This window comes from Chloracidobacterium sp., assembly GCA_016720705.1.
Taxonomy (GTDB): domain Bacteria; phylum Acidobacteriota; class Blastocatellia; order Pyrinomonadales; family Pyrinomonadaceae; genus OLB17.
In genome coordinates this window covers 1-16,932 of sequence record JADKKB010000001.1, presented here as the reverse complement: position 1 = coordinate 16,932, position 16,932 = coordinate 1, and the positions used below count along the sequence as shown (strand labels likewise).

24 protein-coding genes and 1 pseudogene are annotated in these 16,932 nt (G+C 50.6%); 12 read left to right on the top strand and 13 right to left on the bottom strand.

The genetic code is table 11. From position 1 onward, the window contains the following. Window positions 1-578: 578 nt before the first annotated feature. The 6 genes from IPQ00_00125 to IPQ00_00100 form a co-directional block, all read right to left on the bottom strand. On the bottom strand, window positions 579-938 hold the full coding sequence (locus IPQ00_00125) for a hypothetical protein (GenBank protein ID MBL0238976.1): 360 nt from the start codon (window positions 936-938) through the stop codon (window positions 579-581). Window positions 939-989: 51 nt separating this feature from the next. Beyond that, on the bottom strand, window positions 990-1,136 hold the full coding sequence (locus IPQ00_00120; GenBank protein MBL0238975.1) for a hypothetical protein: 147 nt from the start codon (window positions 1,134-1,136) through the stop codon (window positions 990-992). A gap of 294 nt (window positions 1,137-1,430) precedes the next feature. Beyond that, window positions 1,431-1,844: a hypothetical protein gene (locus IPQ00_00115; GenBank protein ID MBL0238974.1), complete on the bottom strand. Its 414-nt coding sequence runs from the start codon at window positions 1,842-1,844 to the stop codon at window positions 1,431-1,433. 131 nt (window positions 1,845-1,975) lie between these two features. Next, window positions 1,976-2,515, bottom strand: coding sequence for a hypothetical protein (locus IPQ00_00110; GenBank protein MBL0238973.1), 540 nt, complete (start codon window positions 2,513-2,515; stop codon window positions 1,976-1,978). Window positions 2,516-4,016: 1,501 nt separating this feature from the next. Continuing rightward, window positions 4,017-4,133: a DegT/DnrJ/EryC1/StrS family aminotransferase gene (locus tag IPQ00_00105; GenBank protein ID MBL0238972.1), complete on the bottom strand. Its 117-nt coding sequence runs from the start codon at window positions 4,131-4,133 to the stop codon at window positions 4,017-4,019. A 6-nt stretch (window positions 4,134-4,139) separates the two neighbouring features. Further along, a complete protein-coding gene (locus tag IPQ00_00100; GenBank protein MBL0238971.1) occupies window positions 4,140-4,304 on the bottom strand; it encodes a DegT/DnrJ/EryC1/StrS family aminotransferase in 165 nt (54 codons plus the stop codon). A 257-nt stretch (window positions 4,305-4,561) separates the two neighbouring features. On the opposite strand from IPQ00_00100, the pseudogene nth reads away from it, so the two are divergent. Beyond that, a pseudogene (nth, locus tag IPQ00_00095) lies at window positions 4,562-5,206 on the top strand (endonuclease III). Between the two features lie 917 nt (window positions 5,207-6,123). Here nth and IPQ00_00090 read toward each other — a convergent pair. From IPQ00_00090 to IPQ00_00070, 5 genes are all read right to left on the bottom strand, one after another. Next, a complete protein-coding gene (locus tag IPQ00_00090) occupies window positions 6,124-6,300 on the bottom strand; it encodes a M20/M25/M40 family metallo-hydrolase (GenBank protein ID MBL0238970.1) in 177 nt (58 codons plus the stop codon). Between the two features lie 265 nt (window positions 6,301-6,565). Continuing rightward, a complete protein-coding gene (locus IPQ00_00085) occupies window positions 6,566-7,063 on the bottom strand; it encodes a hypothetical protein (protein MBL0238969.1) in 498 nt (165 codons plus the stop codon). 429 nt (window positions 7,064-7,492) lie between these two features. Further along, window positions 7,493-7,756 (bottom strand): hypothetical protein, encoded by a 264-nt coding sequence (locus IPQ00_00080; GenBank protein MBL0238968.1) that lies wholly within the window; start codon window positions 7,754-7,756, stop codon window positions 7,493-7,495. 290 nt (window positions 7,757-8,046) lie between these two features. Continuing rightward, window positions 8,047-8,184 (bottom strand): hypothetical protein, encoded by a 138-nt coding sequence (locus IPQ00_00075; GenBank protein ID MBL0238967.1) that lies wholly within the window; start codon window positions 8,182-8,184, stop codon window positions 8,047-8,049. 1,134 nt (window positions 8,185-9,318) lie between these two features. Then, entirely contained in the window at window positions 9,319-9,468 is a 150-nt protein-coding gene (locus IPQ00_00070) for a hypothetical protein (GenBank protein MBL0238966.1), read from the bottom strand. Between the two features lie 884 nt (window positions 9,469-10,352). On the opposite strand from IPQ00_00070, the gene IPQ00_00065 reads away from it, so the two are divergent. The 8 genes from IPQ00_00065 (at window position 10,353) to IPQ00_00030 (ending at window position 13,163) form a co-directional block, all read left to right on the top strand. Continuing rightward, window positions 10,353-10,970 carry a hypothetical protein gene (locus IPQ00_00065; GenBank protein ID MBL0238965.1) on the top strand — a complete coding sequence of 206 codons (618 nt, stop codon included), beginning with the start codon at window positions 10,353-10,355 and terminating at the stop codon, window positions 10,968-10,970. Between the two features lie 55 nt (window positions 10,971-11,025). After that, window positions 11,026-11,280 carry a hypothetical protein gene (locus IPQ00_00060; GenBank protein MBL0238964.1) on the top strand — a complete coding sequence of 85 codons (255 nt, stop codon included), beginning with the start codon at window positions 11,026-11,028 and terminating at the stop codon, window positions 11,278-11,280. Continuing rightward, window positions 11,243-11,431 (top strand): hypothetical protein, encoded by a 189-nt coding sequence (locus IPQ00_00055; GenBank protein ID MBL0238963.1) that lies wholly within the window; start codon window positions 11,243-11,245, stop codon window positions 11,429-11,431. The genes IPQ00_00060 and IPQ00_00055 overlap by 38 nt, the downstream gene beginning before the upstream one ends. Window positions 11,432-11,448: 17 nt before the next feature. After that, a complete protein-coding gene (locus IPQ00_00050) occupies window positions 11,449-11,649 on the top strand; it encodes a hypothetical protein (GenBank protein ID MBL0238962.1) in 201 nt (66 codons plus the stop codon). A gap of 207 nt (window positions 11,650-11,856) precedes the next feature. Beyond that, on the top strand, window positions 11,857-12,102 hold the full coding sequence (locus tag IPQ00_00045) for a hypothetical protein (protein MBL0238961.1): 246 nt from the start codon (window positions 11,857-11,859) through the stop codon (window positions 12,100-12,102). Window positions 12,103-12,301: 199 nt separating this feature from the next. Then, the gene (locus tag IPQ00_00040; GenBank protein MBL0238960.1) at window positions 12,302-12,538 is read left to right on the top strand and encodes a deoxyhypusine synthase family protein; all 237 of its coding nucleotides are present in this window, start codon (window positions 12,302-12,304) and stop codon (window positions 12,536-12,538) included. A 2-nt stretch (window positions 12,539-12,540) separates the two neighbouring features. Continuing rightward, a complete protein-coding gene (locus IPQ00_00035; GenBank protein ID MBL0238959.1) occupies window positions 12,541-12,900 on the top strand; it encodes a deoxyhypusine synthase family protein in 360 nt (119 codons plus the stop codon). Next, complete coding sequence (locus tag IPQ00_00030; GenBank protein MBL0238958.1) at window positions 12,897-13,163, top strand: hypothetical protein; 267 nt, start codon at window positions 12,897-12,899, stop codon at window positions 13,161-13,163. The genes IPQ00_00035 and IPQ00_00030 overlap by 4 nt, the downstream gene beginning before the upstream one ends. A gap of 88 nt (window positions 13,164-13,251) precedes the next feature. Here IPQ00_00030 and IPQ00_00025 read toward each other — a convergent pair whose 3' ends face one another. Beyond that, complete coding sequence (locus tag IPQ00_00025) at window positions 13,252-13,461, bottom strand: hypothetical protein (GenBank protein ID MBL0238957.1); 210 nt, start codon at window positions 13,459-13,461, stop codon at window positions 13,252-13,254. A gap of 11 nt (window positions 13,462-13,472) precedes the next feature. Here IPQ00_00025 and IPQ00_00020 point away from each other — a divergent pair, with 11 nt between their 5' ends. Further along, window positions 13,473-13,964: an arginase family protein gene (locus tag IPQ00_00020; GenBank protein ID MBL0238956.1), complete on the top strand. Its 492-nt coding sequence runs from the start codon at window positions 13,473-13,475 to the stop codon at window positions 13,962-13,964. Window positions 13,965-14,493: 529 nt separating this feature from the next. Here the strand turns inward: IPQ00_00020 and IPQ00_00015 are convergent. Beyond that, window positions 14,494-14,790: a hypothetical protein gene (locus tag IPQ00_00015; GenBank protein ID MBL0238955.1), complete on the bottom strand. Its 297-nt coding sequence runs from the start codon at window positions 14,788-14,790 to the stop codon at window positions 14,494-14,496. Between the two features lie 506 nt (window positions 14,791-15,296). On the opposite strand from IPQ00_00015, the gene IPQ00_00010 reads away from it, so the two are divergent. Then, window positions 15,297-15,647 carry a PDZ domain-containing protein gene (locus IPQ00_00010; GenBank protein ID MBL0238954.1) on the top strand — a complete coding sequence of 117 codons (351 nt, stop codon included), beginning with the start codon at window positions 15,297-15,299 and terminating at the stop codon, window positions 15,645-15,647. Further along, window positions 15,613-15,942: a PDZ domain-containing protein gene (locus IPQ00_00005; GenBank protein ID MBL0238953.1), complete on the top strand. Its 330-nt coding sequence runs from the start codon at window positions 15,613-15,615 to the stop codon at window positions 15,940-15,942. Before IPQ00_00010 ends, IPQ00_00005 begins: the two co-directional genes overlap by 35 nt. Window positions 15,943-16,932 lie beyond the last annotated feature (990 nt).

The following is a 16,932-nucleotide window of genomic DNA, read 5'->3' as shown; positions in this document are numbered from 1 at the left end:
ATAGATGATGGCATTCGCTAATTACAGCGGTGCGTATCTGAAAGAATCTAACTAATAATGGAGGCGCCGGTTGTTCTCTTTTGTCACCCAATCAAACGCACCAACCGCATCCAAAAGATGCCACAAAAGCGTCCCGCATGTGCAAAAAATGGCTGCGATTTGTGGCGCCAATTTTGGCACGTTAGAGGCAGTTGCATTTCACGGTGTTCGTTTGAGAATTACTGAATGCAGAACACAGATTGTCCCAATTCAGATGGGATCGCAATACTCGGATACCGGGAATTGTATTGTGAAACAGCACGAGATCTCGCTAAACGCAACAAACACGGGCGTTACAGCGCTTCCGGGCAGGGTTAGCGATGAACCTGAGGAAGAAAGTGGGAATGCAAAACAAAATTGAGGGTTAAAGTCGCTAAACAAAGTACTTAAGTTGTTTCGAGAATTCGCCCATGCTCCAAATTAATTTGAAACACTTTCCGCCCGTAACTCAGAGTGAAACGCACGGCTGCGCGTAAAACAACTCGCAAACAAGCTGTTTCAAATTAAACTAAACTAATTAGCAGGACACTCAGCTTTACTTAAAAAGCCTTTAACGTTTGGGGCTGAATTCGGCCGCATGGATCGATGGAGCGGCGTTTGCGGTGTTCGTGGTGATCGAGGTCTTTTTCGTCGTCAGGGTATTTACGCAACGCGGCGTTGAGCATTACCTTACTGGCGTCAGAAAGCACATCGATGTTGCCGATGGTATGAAGCACAAAATCACATACGCTGTGGATCAGGATGGCAAAGATACCCGAAAATGCAACGATCGCGATACCGCGGCGAAATAGATTATGGACCGCAATTCCCTTTCGTGCGCTCCGGTAAATCAGGAACAGGAATGCTAGCCCGATCAACGCTCCGACGATGCCAGCGTCAGAGGCGCAGGAGATGTGCATTGTGGGCCTGTTCGACGCGTTCCGGTCCATCCAAATCATCGTAGGGCATTGCTAAGCCTGGGCAAAAGCCCCGAGGCCCGCACTGGGCAGCAGATTGCCTGATATCGCACACAAAGTGACTGCCCAGATATGCGTGCGATTGGTGATGATGTCCTTGGAGGCAGCAGTTTCGACAAATATAAACAAAGGCGTTTCCACCGCCGACAAAAGGTGCTCCGACGATGACCGCACCGATCAATAGTAGCGAAAGAGCGATGTCCAATGCGACCTTCTGACTCCGTGAGGAAAGGTGGTGAGAGAAGAAAAGGTCAGCAAAGATCAACTCCCATGACACCAACGATAAAACCGCCGCGCGAACCGCTTAGCGAGTAGAGCCACCGCACATCAACGTGATGCCGGTAATGTAAAGCAGCTTTTATCGCGGCTGACAGCCCCGACAAAGAGCAGGCCGAGAGCGGGATGCTCGCCGTCATTTCGATATACGCCTTGAAATTATGCCGGTTGACAAACGAACCGAATGGCGACGGACGCTCCAGTATGCCATAGATCTTGGTTGGCGACAGCACCGGTTACGAATATCGCAGAAAAATGCGAAAACTGCTCGAATATGGTGATCAAAACGGCAATTCGCTTAAGGCGTGCGGCGCTGTCGATGTAGGTGAGAGCGAGCGAGAGAAAAATGCCCAGGGCAATGAAATGCAGTCCCGTCGCCTCACTCGCGAAGGGAGCAAGCGAGATGGTCCGCGGTATGCCGCTCAAACCGAACCGTTTCGGCGATCGAACCGAAGGGATGATCTGAAGAAATGCGTACGCCGCCGCAAGGTGAAGCCGGTATTTGGATAAGGCTCGTGCTGCGTATTTGACGGAACTGCCTGTAAAACCGTCGATCACCCAAATGATGAACATTCCGGCGATCCACAAAGTAAACAAGTGCGATCGTCGGCTGGTGGACCGTACCGTATGCGAGCGTCGAAACAATCTTTTCCCCGACCAAAGGGAAAAGATTGTCTTGTTAGCAGCAGTCAATGTAATTTCTCTTAATTGATCTTTTTCAATTCAAAATCGTCGTACCAGAGGGTTCCCGTGATCGGACAATCATCGCCGCGGTACGCGCGCACGGTGCGAATGGTGACGCCGTAGCAGTTGTCCGGTGCGGTAAAGTCAGAGGGCGCTGAGCTTCTTTTGCCAGTCGTTAGTGCCGGCCGCAAAGACCGCCGGAGTGGTGATGATCTTGTCATCATTTCCATGAACGATCTGGATCTGCGGCCCCGCCGCCGCTCTTTAGATTTTCGGTGCGAACCCAAAAGCTGAGTTTGTATGCTCGGCCCGGTTCGACCACGACTGTTGGCCAGACGTTGTAAGGATTTCGATTTTTGAATGTGCGAAAGCAGCTTGAGGCTGCGGCCGCCGGAATGGCAGACCGACGTATCGCTGGAGGCGTCGGAAGCTTCCGGATCGTTGCGAAAGATGCTCTCCGGCAAAGCGTGTGTCTTTCCGTCGCCGACGCCGCGTTCAAATCCGCCGTTGGTGACGGTATTGAAACAAAGCGTCCGTGTCCATTCAGAGTTGCTTGGCAAACTCCAGTGCCTCCAGGGAAATGACGCTTTTCGTATAGACCCTGGGCGATGACTGAAATAAATTGCGGATGCTCTGCCTTTGCAGCGTCATCAAGTTTGTTCCACATTCGGAGCAGGTCAGCCCGGCACAGCCGCGTCCCATTTACCGGGCAACGCCAAACTTGCGTAAACATCGGATTTATCTGCGATCACCTGCTCGGATTTGACTGGATCTTTGCCAAAATATTCCCAAGCGAGCGAAAATACCTGTTCGCGATACGTCTGGTTATTTTAAGTAACTACCTTTAACTCGGCAAACGCCTCGCATCAGTACGGCCCTGCCGCAGAAGAGAAGTTGCCAAATTGCCATCGCGGGAAACGTGTAGGCCCGGAGCAAGTGAGATCGCCTTTCATAGCAGAAGCCTCCGCCTTTTCATTCATCTCGGCCTGTTCGTATGCACGGCCGAGTTCGATCCACACCAGCGAAAATCGTTGGGCGAGAGCCGTACAGTGTCCTCGTACATCTTGATCGCGGCATTGGTGCTCTCGGGCGAGAAAATATTATGTTGGACGCAGGCCGCCAGCCACAGCGTAATCGGATCGGACGGGGCCATCGAGCAGGCCAGGTCCGCAGCACGGCAGTAGCATTTGGGTCGGTGACCGGTGTCAAAGTTCGGCGATCATTCCGCCCAGTTAGCGCCGTACTGCCATAACCGAAAACAGGCGCGAAGATAACCGCCGCGATCAAGATGATCTTGGCTTTTGATGTCGAAGCGCTGTCGGATCTGAAGTCAAAATTCTGGCATTCATGGATCGCGTGTCTTGCTCAAAAAACGCGTATGGAATCTGGCGACCTGCTTCTTGATCCGGTTTCAACTCCAGGATAGATCGGCAACGCAAGCGTCTCGACCGCCACCTTTTCCGCCTCGGGCCGATCGCCGGCACTATATCCGAGATATACCAGCTAATCTTGCAGATAAAGGCGGTACGGGGTAATGTCTCTCAGGTTCCGAATTCCCTTCTCCGGTCAGATAATGACATGATTCGTCACGGCGTCCGGGAATGCGTATAACATATTGGTTATAAATATGTTTAGCTATGGACCTTTCAAACGAAGAGCCCGAATCTGCTCCGGTCAAACCGGCGTGTTCCTCTGTATCTATGCCCCATTTGCCACAGCATATCGGCCCATTTATCAAATGCGGAAAGTTTTACACGGAGCACAACACCCTGGAAACCGTCGAGACGCGAATTTAGGCCAACGTATTGCCGGTATGTACAAAAAATCCGATCCGTGTACACGAAGCGCAAGCAACTTTTAGCGAGAACGTCATCATTGGTCGCTACTAAATCCGCCGTCGCCCTTTCCCAAGAGATTCTTAGACGGATACGAGCTAAGCTCCATCGTACCGATGAAGCTCCGGCACGAATACCGTTCTGCTACGGCGCAGATCGCTTACAGGCTGCGTCTTCGACGATCGCAATATTACGCCGCGATCGCTGATCTCACGAAGAAGAGCGGTCATATCGGCACATGACCATAAAGATGAACGGAAACGATCGCTTTCGTCCGGTCCGTGATCTTTGCCTCGACCTGCGAGACGTCAGGGATGTATAGCAACCGGATCGATATCGGCAAAAACCGCTATGAAACCAAGCCGTGTGATCGCACTGACGGTTGCAAAAAACTGTACGGAGTGGTAATAACCTCGTCGCCCGGACCGACATCGAGGGCCATAAGGGCGAGCAATGGAGCATCGCTACCCGACGCACATCCGATCGCGTATTTGGTGCCGCAATAGCCGGCCAATTCGCATTCGAGTTCGGCAACTTCGCCGCCAAGGATAAATCAACAGGTCGAGCACTCGTCCCAACGCCGCCTCGATCTCCGGTCGAAGGGCATCGTTTTGCTCTTTAATGTCTAGTAATGGGACTTTCATTCTGAGAGTCGTTGGCCCGCCGCGGTAATTGGTGGCATTAAAATCGACGGCCATTATCGGTATGCCTTGATTCTACGCAAACTATCGAGAATTTGCATTTTGTGCCTTTCTTTTTAGCCTTTAGCGAATGATGAAAGATAGAACATCCCAAGCCGCCGAGATCATAAAGCGTCTAAAGAGGCAATATCCCGACGCTCATTGCACTCAACCACACGTCGCCGTTTGAACTGCTGATCGCGACGATCCTTTCGGCTTAGTGCACCGATGAACGCGTGAACATTCGTCACGTAGCCTTTTTCGCAAATATCGCGGGCCATTGGACCTCATTAACGTCAGGCAAGAAGAATTGGACAGAGATATCCACTCGACCGGTTTCTTTCGAAATAAAGCTAAGAATATACAGGCGGCGTGTCAGCGGATAATCGATGAATTTGGCGGCGGGATCACCCAGGCTATGGATGAGTTATTGACGCTTGCTGGCGGCGTCGCCCGCAAGACTGCGAACGTCGTCCTGAGCAACGCGTTTGGGATCGCCTCGGGCGTCGTTGTTGACACTCACGTTGGCCGTTTGTCACAGCGGTTAGGGCTGACAGACGAAAAGACCCCTGAAAAGATTGAGAAAATTTATCTGACGTAGTGCCCAAAAAATACTGGGTTATGTTTCCGCATTGGATGATATTTCACGGCAGACAGATATATGAGGCTCCGAAAACCGGATTGCGGGAATTGTGTATTAGCGGATATTTGCCCTTCCCTGGCGTTTCAGGTGTGAGCGAGGCCGTTCAATTGTCAGGCCACTGTAACGCTTCATCGAACGATTCTGTAACTAGCGGTCAGGCACCTCGATTGTTGGCCGCAATTTCGCCCATTTTGGTGACTTGGCCAGCAGGCAGAACGAGAGCGACCCTTTTATCGCTGCCGAAAAGGCTGGCAATCATCTATCCGCCCTCAAATCGTTGAACTTCTGACAATTGCATTTTAAGTTCCACGCAATCGATCAGTACTTTCTCAAGATCAAATTGTCCGCTTCCTTACGACAATAATCAAAAAATCAAACATCTGCTCGTACGAGTATGACCCTTGAGCTGTGACCCTTATGTAGTCACTATTCATAGACGTGCTGGATATGTATGTCATTGTGTCAGCCAATGATAAATGGATGCATTGAAATGGTCAATCACAAAATGCCCGCACATTTAAAGCACGGGCATTTGGTTTGAAAACGTCAACACCTGAAGGGCGAGTGGATCACCCGATACTAACGCTGGGCCGGAGCCTTTGGCATATCTGCCGCAGAGAAGCGCGGAAGCATCTCATCCTGCATCGCCAACATGGAAGCAGCGGCTGCAATCACAATTGCCGACGACTTTACGTCGAAATCGATCACGCGCTCATAGGTATCCAGATTGGTATGCCACGTATCGGTAAAGTACTCGATAGGATCCTGGGCAACGCCAATGCCCGGAAGTCGGCCGCACTAAACGACGTGGATCGGATCCGCCAAACTCCTGCTCGTTGAACTGATCGCACCCGCTACGCCGAGATCGGCAAACGATGCCATAGCGTCGCGAAGAACGGTCGGATCTCGGCCGGGCCGAAAATACTGAATCCACGAGCACGTCCCGTTCCGCTGTCGGTATTAAAGTAACCGTTGAATTTGGAAAATTCGGTTCCCGATGCTTCAGCAGTTCAAAGTGCTCCCCGACATACGCTTGAGAACCGAAGCAAGCCCTGCTCTTCACCGCTCCATAACGCGACTCGGATAGTTCGACGTGGTTTGACGCCGATCGCCTTCAGGATGCGGGCGGCTTCCATCGCCGCTGCACAACCGACGGCATTGTCGGTCGCCCCGGTGCCGAATGCCAAGAATCAAGATGTCCGCCGAGCATTACGACCTCATCCTTTTGATCAATTGCCGAGGATCTAACGACAACGTTGTAGCTGGTCTTACCCTCGGGCGCAAGGCGATTGCGAACCTCAAACTGCGGGTTTACCGGCGTGCCGTGTGCGATCAGACGGGCAATGCGACCAAAATCTTCGTTTTCGCATAACTACGGTCAGCTGTACTTGGTGATATCAAGAAGCTCCTGTTATTAAAAGCTCCGGATCAGGCCGTGGTCCACCAGCGGCGTCATTTACGCAAGGCAACCTTGTTAACAACCAGAAAGGCATCAAGCTGTTCATTGATCTGAGCATTCGTCAAAGCATTTGGTTTCCGGGGTGGAAGTTGGACCTGTCCCTCGACCGAACCTTGCCCCTGCAGAAACCGATTTGGGATCGAACCGTTGCTTGGCAGTTGCGTCCAGAATTCGGCAGGTGCCGGTTCGATCGTTACCGAAATAACCGCAGGTTTACCGACCGAAATTATCTTCTTCCCGACCTTTGCCGACATTCCGGCAAAGTATGCCGTAAGTTCTTCCTGAGTCGGTCGATCCGGCAGCACCATATGAACAGCGAAAGCCGAATTTACCACGCCCTTTGTCGACGGCGTCCACGCCAAAACTTCAAATATCAAAGTGTCTTGGACCGGCGAGATCATTAATAGCCCGGTGGAACGCTCATTGACCCAGCCAGGATGACCGAAATCCCAAGGCTCGCGCGCCGCATTCGAGAATCCCCAAGAAGTCATTTCTTTGACTGCCCAATTTGCCGCCACCAACGTGGTTAGGACTACCGGTGAGCCGCGGGCCGTAGAGGTCAGTAAAGTAATGAAGTGTGTTGAATATTGCTGGTACCCCCCATAGCCTCTTTTTCTGATCGTTCCACCTATCTACAGGGCTGTGGATGATCCAATTGCAAAAATTGGCCAAGAACTATCGATTACCAAAACGAAAGTGGCCAGGAAGCATTCTAACTTGGGATTTCGGTTTCATAGCGATTCAACGGGCTTGCTTGACGATTGTGCAACGCAGTTGCCAATATGTTCGAACTCCAAATTTTAGAAGTTTATACCGAAAGTACGATGATAATGCTCCAACATACCAGTAGTGGTGTTTCCAGATAATCGAACGCCTTTGAAAAAAGTATTGACCTGCAACAGGTTCCGGGCGTAATATTTTCAATATAGGTGCAATTTGATCAATGAGATTCCCAGGCTGACCCCAAAATCAGTTTCGATAACTGGAAAGGCGGCTTTGACGGGGTGGACACGGCGTGCTGCCTTTCCGCCGCAAAAGCACCACGCTGAGGTCCTCGCAGCTATGGCTTTGGAAGATTCGCCAAATTTGCGGAAAATGACGAAAGTGGCTTTTACTTCGTTTCCGCTTGGATCTCGACCTTGTTCGGGTTGATGTAGCCCCACGGTCTTTCCTTCACTATTCATAAGATTTACTACGATCCATCCTTCTCATTTGCCAGCCTGGTATAGCTTTTGAAGCACCTCATTCTGCTTTCGCCACAAGACATTTGGTCAAGATTAGGCTGAGCAACGACGCTGAAGCCTTCACTGCTTAATTTTGCCGTCTTAACAACGTCAGCTAGGTCGGTCCCTGAGAAACTTAGTGTCTTAACGCCGACACTGGATACGTCCGGTTACGTCAAAGTAGTTTCCCCAGACGAAGACGCCGACCGACGCAGCAACCATTAATAAGGCGGCGACCATAAACCACATATTTATCCCGCTGCACCGCGTCTAAGACCCGAATTGCGAAGCCTCGGATTTCCCGATACGGCTTTGGCCTGGACAATGTCATCGGCAGAGTCCTCGTGCAAGGTCTCAGGATCACTCGGTTCCTCAACCGCCTCCTCCATTGGCAAGCTCTTCTGATGCGGTCTGATCTCGGAGAAGGTTTACCAACTCAAGCGATCTGCCGGCAGCCTCAGATACGATCTGATCACGTCAATGTCGCCAAATCGGTCGTGGAGACGTCTGCGGCACTTGATCTCCACGCCGCTCTCGCTCGATCAAATCCGACATACTTGTTACCGATCCGCACATTACATTCAATCGCTGCGGAGGTAACCGATGGAGCAAAAAAGAGTTCAGCAATACTTTCCTTAAACAACCGGAGTCGCCCAAAGAAATCGCTTCGAATGAGATCTGTCAAAGTTTTCTGCGAATTCGGCTTCTTTAGTTAGATCTTCAAAGCTCAAGAGAGGAAGAGGGCGATGTTAGATTCCTCACCTTCTGCTGAATACCACAGAGGTATGCTCGACCATTCAGCATGTAGAGTTTTAATGTGCCCCAGCATTTGTCTCGTGAAAAGAGCAGCATTCGCTGTTCGTCCTCGGCTTCAACCTTTGTAAATAATCTGGTAATTATAAAATCAAACTTACCGCGGACGGATTCTGAATACGGTAGATTACGGTGAGAATCTCGCGGGTCAAGCATTGCCCGCGAACTGAGCATCGGTTTACAGTTCTCGCAATATCGGCGAATATTTGTAACTGATATTTCACGATCCCGTTTAGCCAAGGCAGAGCACCAAGCTTCAGTTTCGCGTAGAAGGTCAAATTCGGCCTCTTTACTTTCTTCGGACTCAACGTCCTCGGCTAATTGAAGGAAATGATGAAGAGCCTTCTTTGCATTTTAGGTCATCATAAGGGCGTGGCACGATCTTCATACATTCCGCGCTCGACGGCCGATAGGATTGCGTCAACCATTTTGAGACTCGTCATTTCCCGGAGCCGCTCTTTTCTGAAAACTTCGCGTTCCGTGTTGGGTTTCTGATGTCGACGGTTTCGGATGTCATTTCCCGCAACAAGATTAGGGATTCGAATGGTTCATCCGGCTAGGGCTCGCCGGTTCCAGCTCACCTTTGGCGACATGTGGTCGGTTCGACATTGGATTGGAACCGGATCAGCCTGGGGTTCGAGGAATCAATCGGTGAGGACATTTTCCAATCGAGGGACATCGGGACACTATTGAGCGCGATATCGCCAACTCTACGATGTCTCAATGGGTCTACCGATTACCAGCATCAAACCGCATCCGGTCGATTTCGGAACGGATACATCACGGTCAGTTTCGATAACGGTGCTTTCAAGAAGATTTTCTTCTTTAAGTTCGACGACTAGGTCTTCGAATACGTTCATTGCGATTTACCCCTTGGTGGTTGAGGATTTCGATGGATGAGGCGGGTAGCCTTTTGTCTAAGGCAGGAACTCCCATGTCTCGCCAGTTTGTGTGGTCTCGTACTTATAGGTCACTCCTTCACCCGTGACATTCTCGTCGCAGTGATAGTGTATCCATGTCGAGTTCGCGTATTAGTGGGTCCGCCGGGGTCATTATCAATCGCAAATTTTCCGCGATTGATCTGATTTCCTGCAGTGATGCCCAAACTTCGACTGAGTAGGTTGTTCAAATTCGCCTTTAACCGCCCAAAACGATTATTTTTTTGCGAAGACTCAGGCCAACTTGCGTCGAACCGATCATCACTCATGGTAACTAAGGTAGTTCCGTTTTCGGCCGCTCGCAACCCCTTTTGCAGGGCTGGAGCCGCCATAGTTGCGATGATTCCGATGGCCGACGACGACCAAAAAGCAACTCGATCAACGAAAATCCACTTTCGCTTGCTTCCTCATCTTGAACACCTCTAAAATACGTTCGGATATTGATAATGTGACGGAATTTATGGCAACTGCATTTTGACAACTCGCGGCACCTTTTCCCGGTTAAGATGACCTGATCGTTTATCTTTTGTGTGTCGCATCTGCCATTTGCATTCAAAAATCCGTTCACCCGAATTCGCTTCAATGTTCAGGGTTTGTGCCAAACAAATTTCCCGTCGACAACACGACAAAAACCTGTTGGAGCACCTTTGTTTATTGCCTCTTTGAATTTCCGTTGATTTTATTAGACTAGTTGTTTTTGTTGAGCGTTGGGCGGCGATCCATTTTTCTCGGGTCGTATAGCAGGTTAGTACGGCATTTGAGCGCAGTATAATTGAACAAACAATCGAAACCTACGGCATCGATAATTGGGAGCCGATTATTTTGGCGTTAACCGAAAAGGTAACCTTATCGTCCGTTCGCCGGAAAACGAAAATCTTACCGCCGACATTAAGGAAATAATCGACGACCTTCAGAAGCGGCATCAACACGCCCATCTTGCTTGGTTTCCCCAACTGATATTCGGCCAGATCCGCAAGCTACAAACGGCTTTCAAAAAGTCGATCCGCGAATTTGAATATGCAGGCGGCCACCTGTGTGTTTTCCCGATGAAGGTCAATCAGAACCGCGCTGTCATCGAGGAGTACCTGCGCGAGGGTTCGCGTTACAACTTTGGCCTCGAAGCCGGCTCAAAGGCGGAGCTTTACGCCGCATTGGGGCTTGAACAGGCAAAGGACAGCCTGCTGGTACTCAATGGCTTTAAGGACCGCGACTTTGTACAACTTGCGTTTGCCGGTGCTGCCGCCGGCAAGAATGTTGTCATCGTCATCGAGAAAATGAGCGAGCTCGACCATACGCTGTCGCTTGCCGGTGAAGTCTCCTGGCTAAATCCCGACGTAAAGATCCCGATGATCGGTGTCCGCGTTACTTTATTCAAAGGGCTCGGGCAAATGGGAAAATCGGGCGGGCGGCGAAATTCGGCCTAACAACGACCGAGATACTCGAGGTCATCCGAGACTCCAGGACGCCGGTCGAATCGATATGCTCCGGCTGCTCCGTTTCCACATCGGATCGCAGTTGACCGACATCAAACGGATCAAAAACGCGATGAAAGAAGCGGCCCGAACCTACGCCAAGATCCGGAAGATGCAGATCCCCATCGAGTATCTCGACGTAGGCGGCGGCATGGCGGTCGATTACGACGGTTCGCGAACGTCATTCGAGTCATCGGCTAATTACAACGCCCGCGAATTTGCCAATGACGTCATTTACGTCATCAAAGCCGGTTTGCGATGACGAGAACGTCCCGCATCCGACCATCATCCAGGAGTCGGGACGCTATCTTTCGGCGTACCACGCGATCCTCGTAACCAACGTTCAGGACGAGATCGAAACCGTGGTCGAGGACCTGCACCGAAATGACATGGACGTGATGATCCGGAGGTAGTCCAGGAACTCTTTGACCTGCGCGAAACGATAAATGCCAAGAACTATCGTGAGTATTATCACGACGCCCTTGAACATCGCGAGGAGCTTTTCACGATGTTCAACCTCGGGTTGATCTCGCTTGAAGCCAAAGGGAAAGGCGAGGTCCTCTTTTGGGACATCTGCGAAAAGGCCGATCAGTTCGCCCAGTTAAAAAATACGTTTCGAGGAATTCGCTGATCTTCGGCGGCTGATGTGTGCAAAATACCTAGCAAATTTCTCAGTTTTTCGCTCGATGCCGGACAATTGGGCACTCGAACAACTATTTCCTATCATCCCGATACATAAACTCAACAAAAAGCCGACGGAATATGCTACGCTATGTGATATAACCTGCGATTCCGACGGTATTGTAGATAAATTTGTCGATTTGCACGATGCAAGCCCGTGCTGGAACTGCACAAACTGGTCAAGGGCGAGCCGTATTACCTGGCCATGATGCTCGTCGGTGCATACCAAGAAGTGATGGGCAATAACCACAACCTCTTCGGCGTACCGCACGAGGCTCACATTTTTATCGGCGATGATGGCTACATCATCAAGAAGGTCATCGACGGTGCGACCTTGGGCGAATCGCTGGAACATCGGTCGATACGAAGCGTGCGGTTGCACGACGCTTTTCGAAGGCGGTAATGCTGCGAATAAAAGAGGGTGCTCCCCGAGACCGAGGGCAGTGACTTGATCGAGTTTTGCGAAGAGCAGGTGCAAAGTTACACCTATTTGACGCCAACGGCACGAACGAAAAGAATAAGGATTTTCCATTATCGGAGAATCGTTAAGTTAATTCATTGCGGTATGGTAGCTCAAAAAGAAAACAAGGTCTTCGAAGTTTTTGACGGTTCCGACGCGGCCGGTCCCGATTGACCGCGACCGTTCGGTCGCAGGCCTTCTGGAAAGAATGGAAGGTGCCGGATTCGGCGCCAAGCAGCTGGCCGAGGCTCTATCGCATCTGGCTCGATATGCTGATGACAACTCGACCATCTATCTGTGCGGTTCGGGCAATTTCATCACATCGGGGATGCGTCGATTGCTGGCCTACGTGATCAAGAATCGTTTGTCGATGTCATAGTGATGTCCGGCGCGGTACTTTATCACGACATTCACGAGATTCTGGGCCGCAACCATTTTCAGGGGCATCCGATCATGTCCGATGAGGATCTCGAAGCCAATGATGTTATGCGTATCGGCGACATTCTCGCCAATCGCGAAGAATACCAAGAAGCGGACGAATGGATCGGCAGCGTGGTCAATCAGCTTGACCTTACGCACACCTACTCCATCCGCGAGTTCCTCCATCTTATGGGCCGCGAACTCTCTGAGATCGCCCATGAGGACGGTCTTTTGACCTCAGCGTTCAAGGCACGCATTCCCGTCTTTTGCCCTGACCTTGGCGGTCGAGCTGTCGATTGGGATTGCTCGCGCGAAGTTTGAAAGAAGATCAATATCTCGTTCGACCTGACGCAAGATACACTGGAGATGATGCAGATCGCTCAACGCCGCAATTCGGGCATCATTACGCTTGGCAGCACCAGCAGCCAAAGATGGTCAATGTCGCCGAGGTTTCGTCATACATCACGCGAACCAATGTCCGCGGCCACAAGTATGCGATCTCGATCCTGACCCATTCGGCCCGCTGGATATCCGAACACCCTCGTTTGGCGGCAACCATGCCTCGACGTTCGGCAAAATGCTAGGCGGGGCGACTACTGCATATGTGCCGTGCGACCCGTCGATCGCGCTTGCCGATGATAATCACGGCACTATCGCAAACCGCTGCGAAATTCATGAAAGGCCGTAAACGCCCAACTTTAGCTTTGGGACGCGAACTGGTAATTGACGTACCGTAATATGAGCCAATCCACATCTGAAGCCGATGAATTTTGGCGGTATCGACGACGCAAGTATTCGGCTTCGATACCGCTGAGGTTTTGATACTTCCTGTTTCATACGGGGAACGGTTTCATACGGCACCGGAACCGGTGCCGGTGCCATGGCGATCGTCGATGCCTCGCTGCAACATGGAACTTTACGAGGAAGAGACCGATACCGAAACCTACAAGATCGGCATCCACACTCTGCCCGAATTCGGCTCACGTCCGACGCCCGAACAAATGATGGGCGATCTTTACGAAGAAACACGAAAGCTCCTCGAAGCTGATAAATTCCTATGCATGATCGGCGGCGAGCACTCAGTCTCTGCTCCGGTCATCAAAGCGCACAATGAGAAATTTGCCGGCCTGAGCGTACTGCAGATCGATGCTCGCGCTGACCTCCGCGACCAATATGACGGCACAACATTCGCACGCCTCGATCATGGCCGCGTGGTCAAGGATCTGCGTATACCGTCGGTCAGGTCGGCATCCGCTCGGTATCGGCTGAAGAAGCCCGCGCTGAAAGGCGGGCTGCCGACGAAGATCTTTGGGCTGAGACATTGCGGGACGCACAGATTGGATCGACGACGCGATCAACTCGGCTCACCGACGACGTTTACTTGACCATTGATATAGACGGCCTGGACTCAGTATCATGCCCACGACAGGCACTCCGGAACCGGGCGGTTTCGGTTGGTATGGAAACTTTGGCCTTATCCGCAACCTGCTGAGGAGAAACGAGTTGTAGGCATGGACCTGGTCGAATACTCGTACGACGAGAACTATGACTCCCCGGTATTTCTTTGTTCAAAGCTAGTTTATAAATCGCTCGCATATATTTTTCGGAGACTCGAAACGCTAGAAACAGTCTCCTGATACACAAAACTCGCCCGTCCCTTATTTCGAACCTTCAGGTAACTTCGTCGTATTTTAACTTTACGGTCATTGATCCCCGGTCAGAAAATTGGCATTACTTATTTTTCTCAATACCTTTGGAGAATTGTCTAGATGTCAGAAGTCAATTCACATGGTTTCTTCCGTCGCACTTTGTTGCGGTTTCATTGTTTCGGCTTGTAAGACCGGCATACTTGCGGCTATGAATCACCGCGTCAAATGTCAGCTCCAATCCCGCTGCGCCCCTCGTTGATGGACGTCACACAGCATCTTCACACCCGGACGTCGTCGACAAGACATCCCCGGCGGTAGTCAGGATCAGGCCGAAAACAAAGAAAATCAACAGTATCAGCCAGATCCGATAGTCATCCATTCGGTGATGAGATGTTTCGTCAAATGCCGTTTGAACCGCCACAAATAACGGCCGAGTCAGCGCCCGCTGATCGAACGCGGCCTCGGCTCTCGCGTCATTGTGACCTCGGACGGCACGATCCTTACCAACCATCACGTTGTCGATGGTGCCGAAAAGATTACTGTCCTTGATGAGCGATAACAATGTCTTATGAAGCCAAAGATCGTTGGGTCAGATAGGCTGAGTGACCTTGCGGTACTCAAGATCATGCTCAAGGACTTTCCTTTTTGACTCTGAAATTCGGATTGGCGTTCGCGTCGGCGACATTGTACTAGCCATAGGTAATCCGCTGGGGAATCAGCCAGACGGTAACGGCCGGCATTATTTCGGCGAAGGTCGGCGGACGGACTCAAGTGACGGTAGCTTTGAGGATTTTCTCCAAACTGATGCACCGATCAATCGCGGCAATTCGGGTGGCACATTAAACCTTAACCGGCGAACTCGTCGGCATCAACTCGCAGATACTTTCACCGGGTGGTGCAAGGGGCGGTGACATCGGGATTGGATTTTCCATCCCGTCGAATAAGCTACAATCCGTGATGGAGCAACTCTTGAAGGACGGCAGAGTCATCGGCGGCATGTTGGAACTCAACATTCAAAACGTGACGGATAATCATCCAAAGCTCTTGGACCTAGGATAAAGGTCCGGCATCTTCGTAAGCAATGTTAAACCGGGTGGTTCTGCAGATAAGGCTGGCGTTAAGCGCGGCGACGTAATCACCGCGATCAGTGGTGAAAAGCTTGAGGACAGCAATTTCCTGCCGCGAAACAAGGTCGCTCGGACATCGCCTGGAACGACCATTAAACTGACCGTGATCCGTGATGGCAAGGAAATCGAACTTACGGCAAGACTAGACGAATTAAATGCCGACGATCAATCGAAAGGTTCGAATCCAAGGCTGAACCCCGGATCTCCGGAATCGAGGAGCGATCAGGGCGGTAAGCTCGGTCTCAAGCTGGAAGCCTGTGACGCCAGTAATAGCAAAGCAATTAGGACTTGATTCAAATGATGGTCTCGTAGTCGCAGATATCGACCCGAACGGCCCGGCCGCTACGGCGGGAATCTCTCGCGGCGATGTAATACTTGAGATAAATAAACGACCGATAAGTTCGGTCGCGGATTTCAAAACCGTAATTGACGCATCGGCCGGCAAACCGATCCTCAAACTGATCACAAGGCGTGGGCAGGGCGATCTACCTTACAATAAGGCCAGTATGACGGTGATTTTTTCATTGACGCTTAAACTGCCCGAACGCTGTTCCGAGGCGTTTTTTATCTTCCAGACGCAATTGTGATATAAACTTCAACTATGTGGAGCAAACTTTACCTTATGGGCTGATTGCAGTTTCCGTCGCCACAGGGTTGGTTTTTCTTACTATTCCTGGAGTTGGTTTACAGAGCATTGGCCTCCCGATCGCGCTGCTATCGAGGGTTGTTCTTTTAATTCAGATATCGCTTGGTATCTTCTATGGGTCTCATTTGTCCTGCTTATATTGGTGGGAAATGCGATTTTGTGGACAGCTAAAAGCTCTTGGGCAGTTTGGTCCAGTTTCTTTATTTTGCCGCTTTCATTCCTGATGCGCTATTTCTGGCTGGAGGAGGAAGCATTCAGATTCAGAAAATGACCGGACTTGGTAACGGTGCATTTTCAGGTGGGACCCCACTTGGTGTGCGATCATTGTCGTTGTGGCATGACTAGCTATTCTGGAAGTAATCACTTTTTGATCATACGACTGAATCTAAAGTTATATATGGTTAAATGCAGCAAGAAACCATGACCCAGAATGTAGGATCAGCGAAGTCTATTTAACTGTTGATCCTAAAACACCAAAACGCCCAGCTCCACGCTGAACCGGGCGTTTCAGAACCATGGTCGGGACGGCACAAGATTTGAAACACGCGACCTCTCCCACTTTTAAGCAACCTAGGGGTAGATCAATGACTTGTCAGAATCGCTCAAAGCGCTTTAGAAACAGGCTTTTTCGCTCAAGCGACAACCTATGAAAGAGTATGCGTCGGCAAAACTGCAACCATCTTGCAACCAACTTACCGAAATTAATCCCAACTAAAATGTCGATATGATGTCGTGCGAGAACGGAAAGATAGCACATTTTCATCTAAAATGAACTCTAATTTGTCGCATTGGTGCTTTGTGACATTTATGTTATCTCAAGAAGTGTCGCCAAACACCGCCCGTCGTAGCCGTTCTCGCTCATTAATAAACTACTTAAGGCTCTGGTATCGGATTACCTTTCCAAATCAGTATCTAATGGGACACACATAGC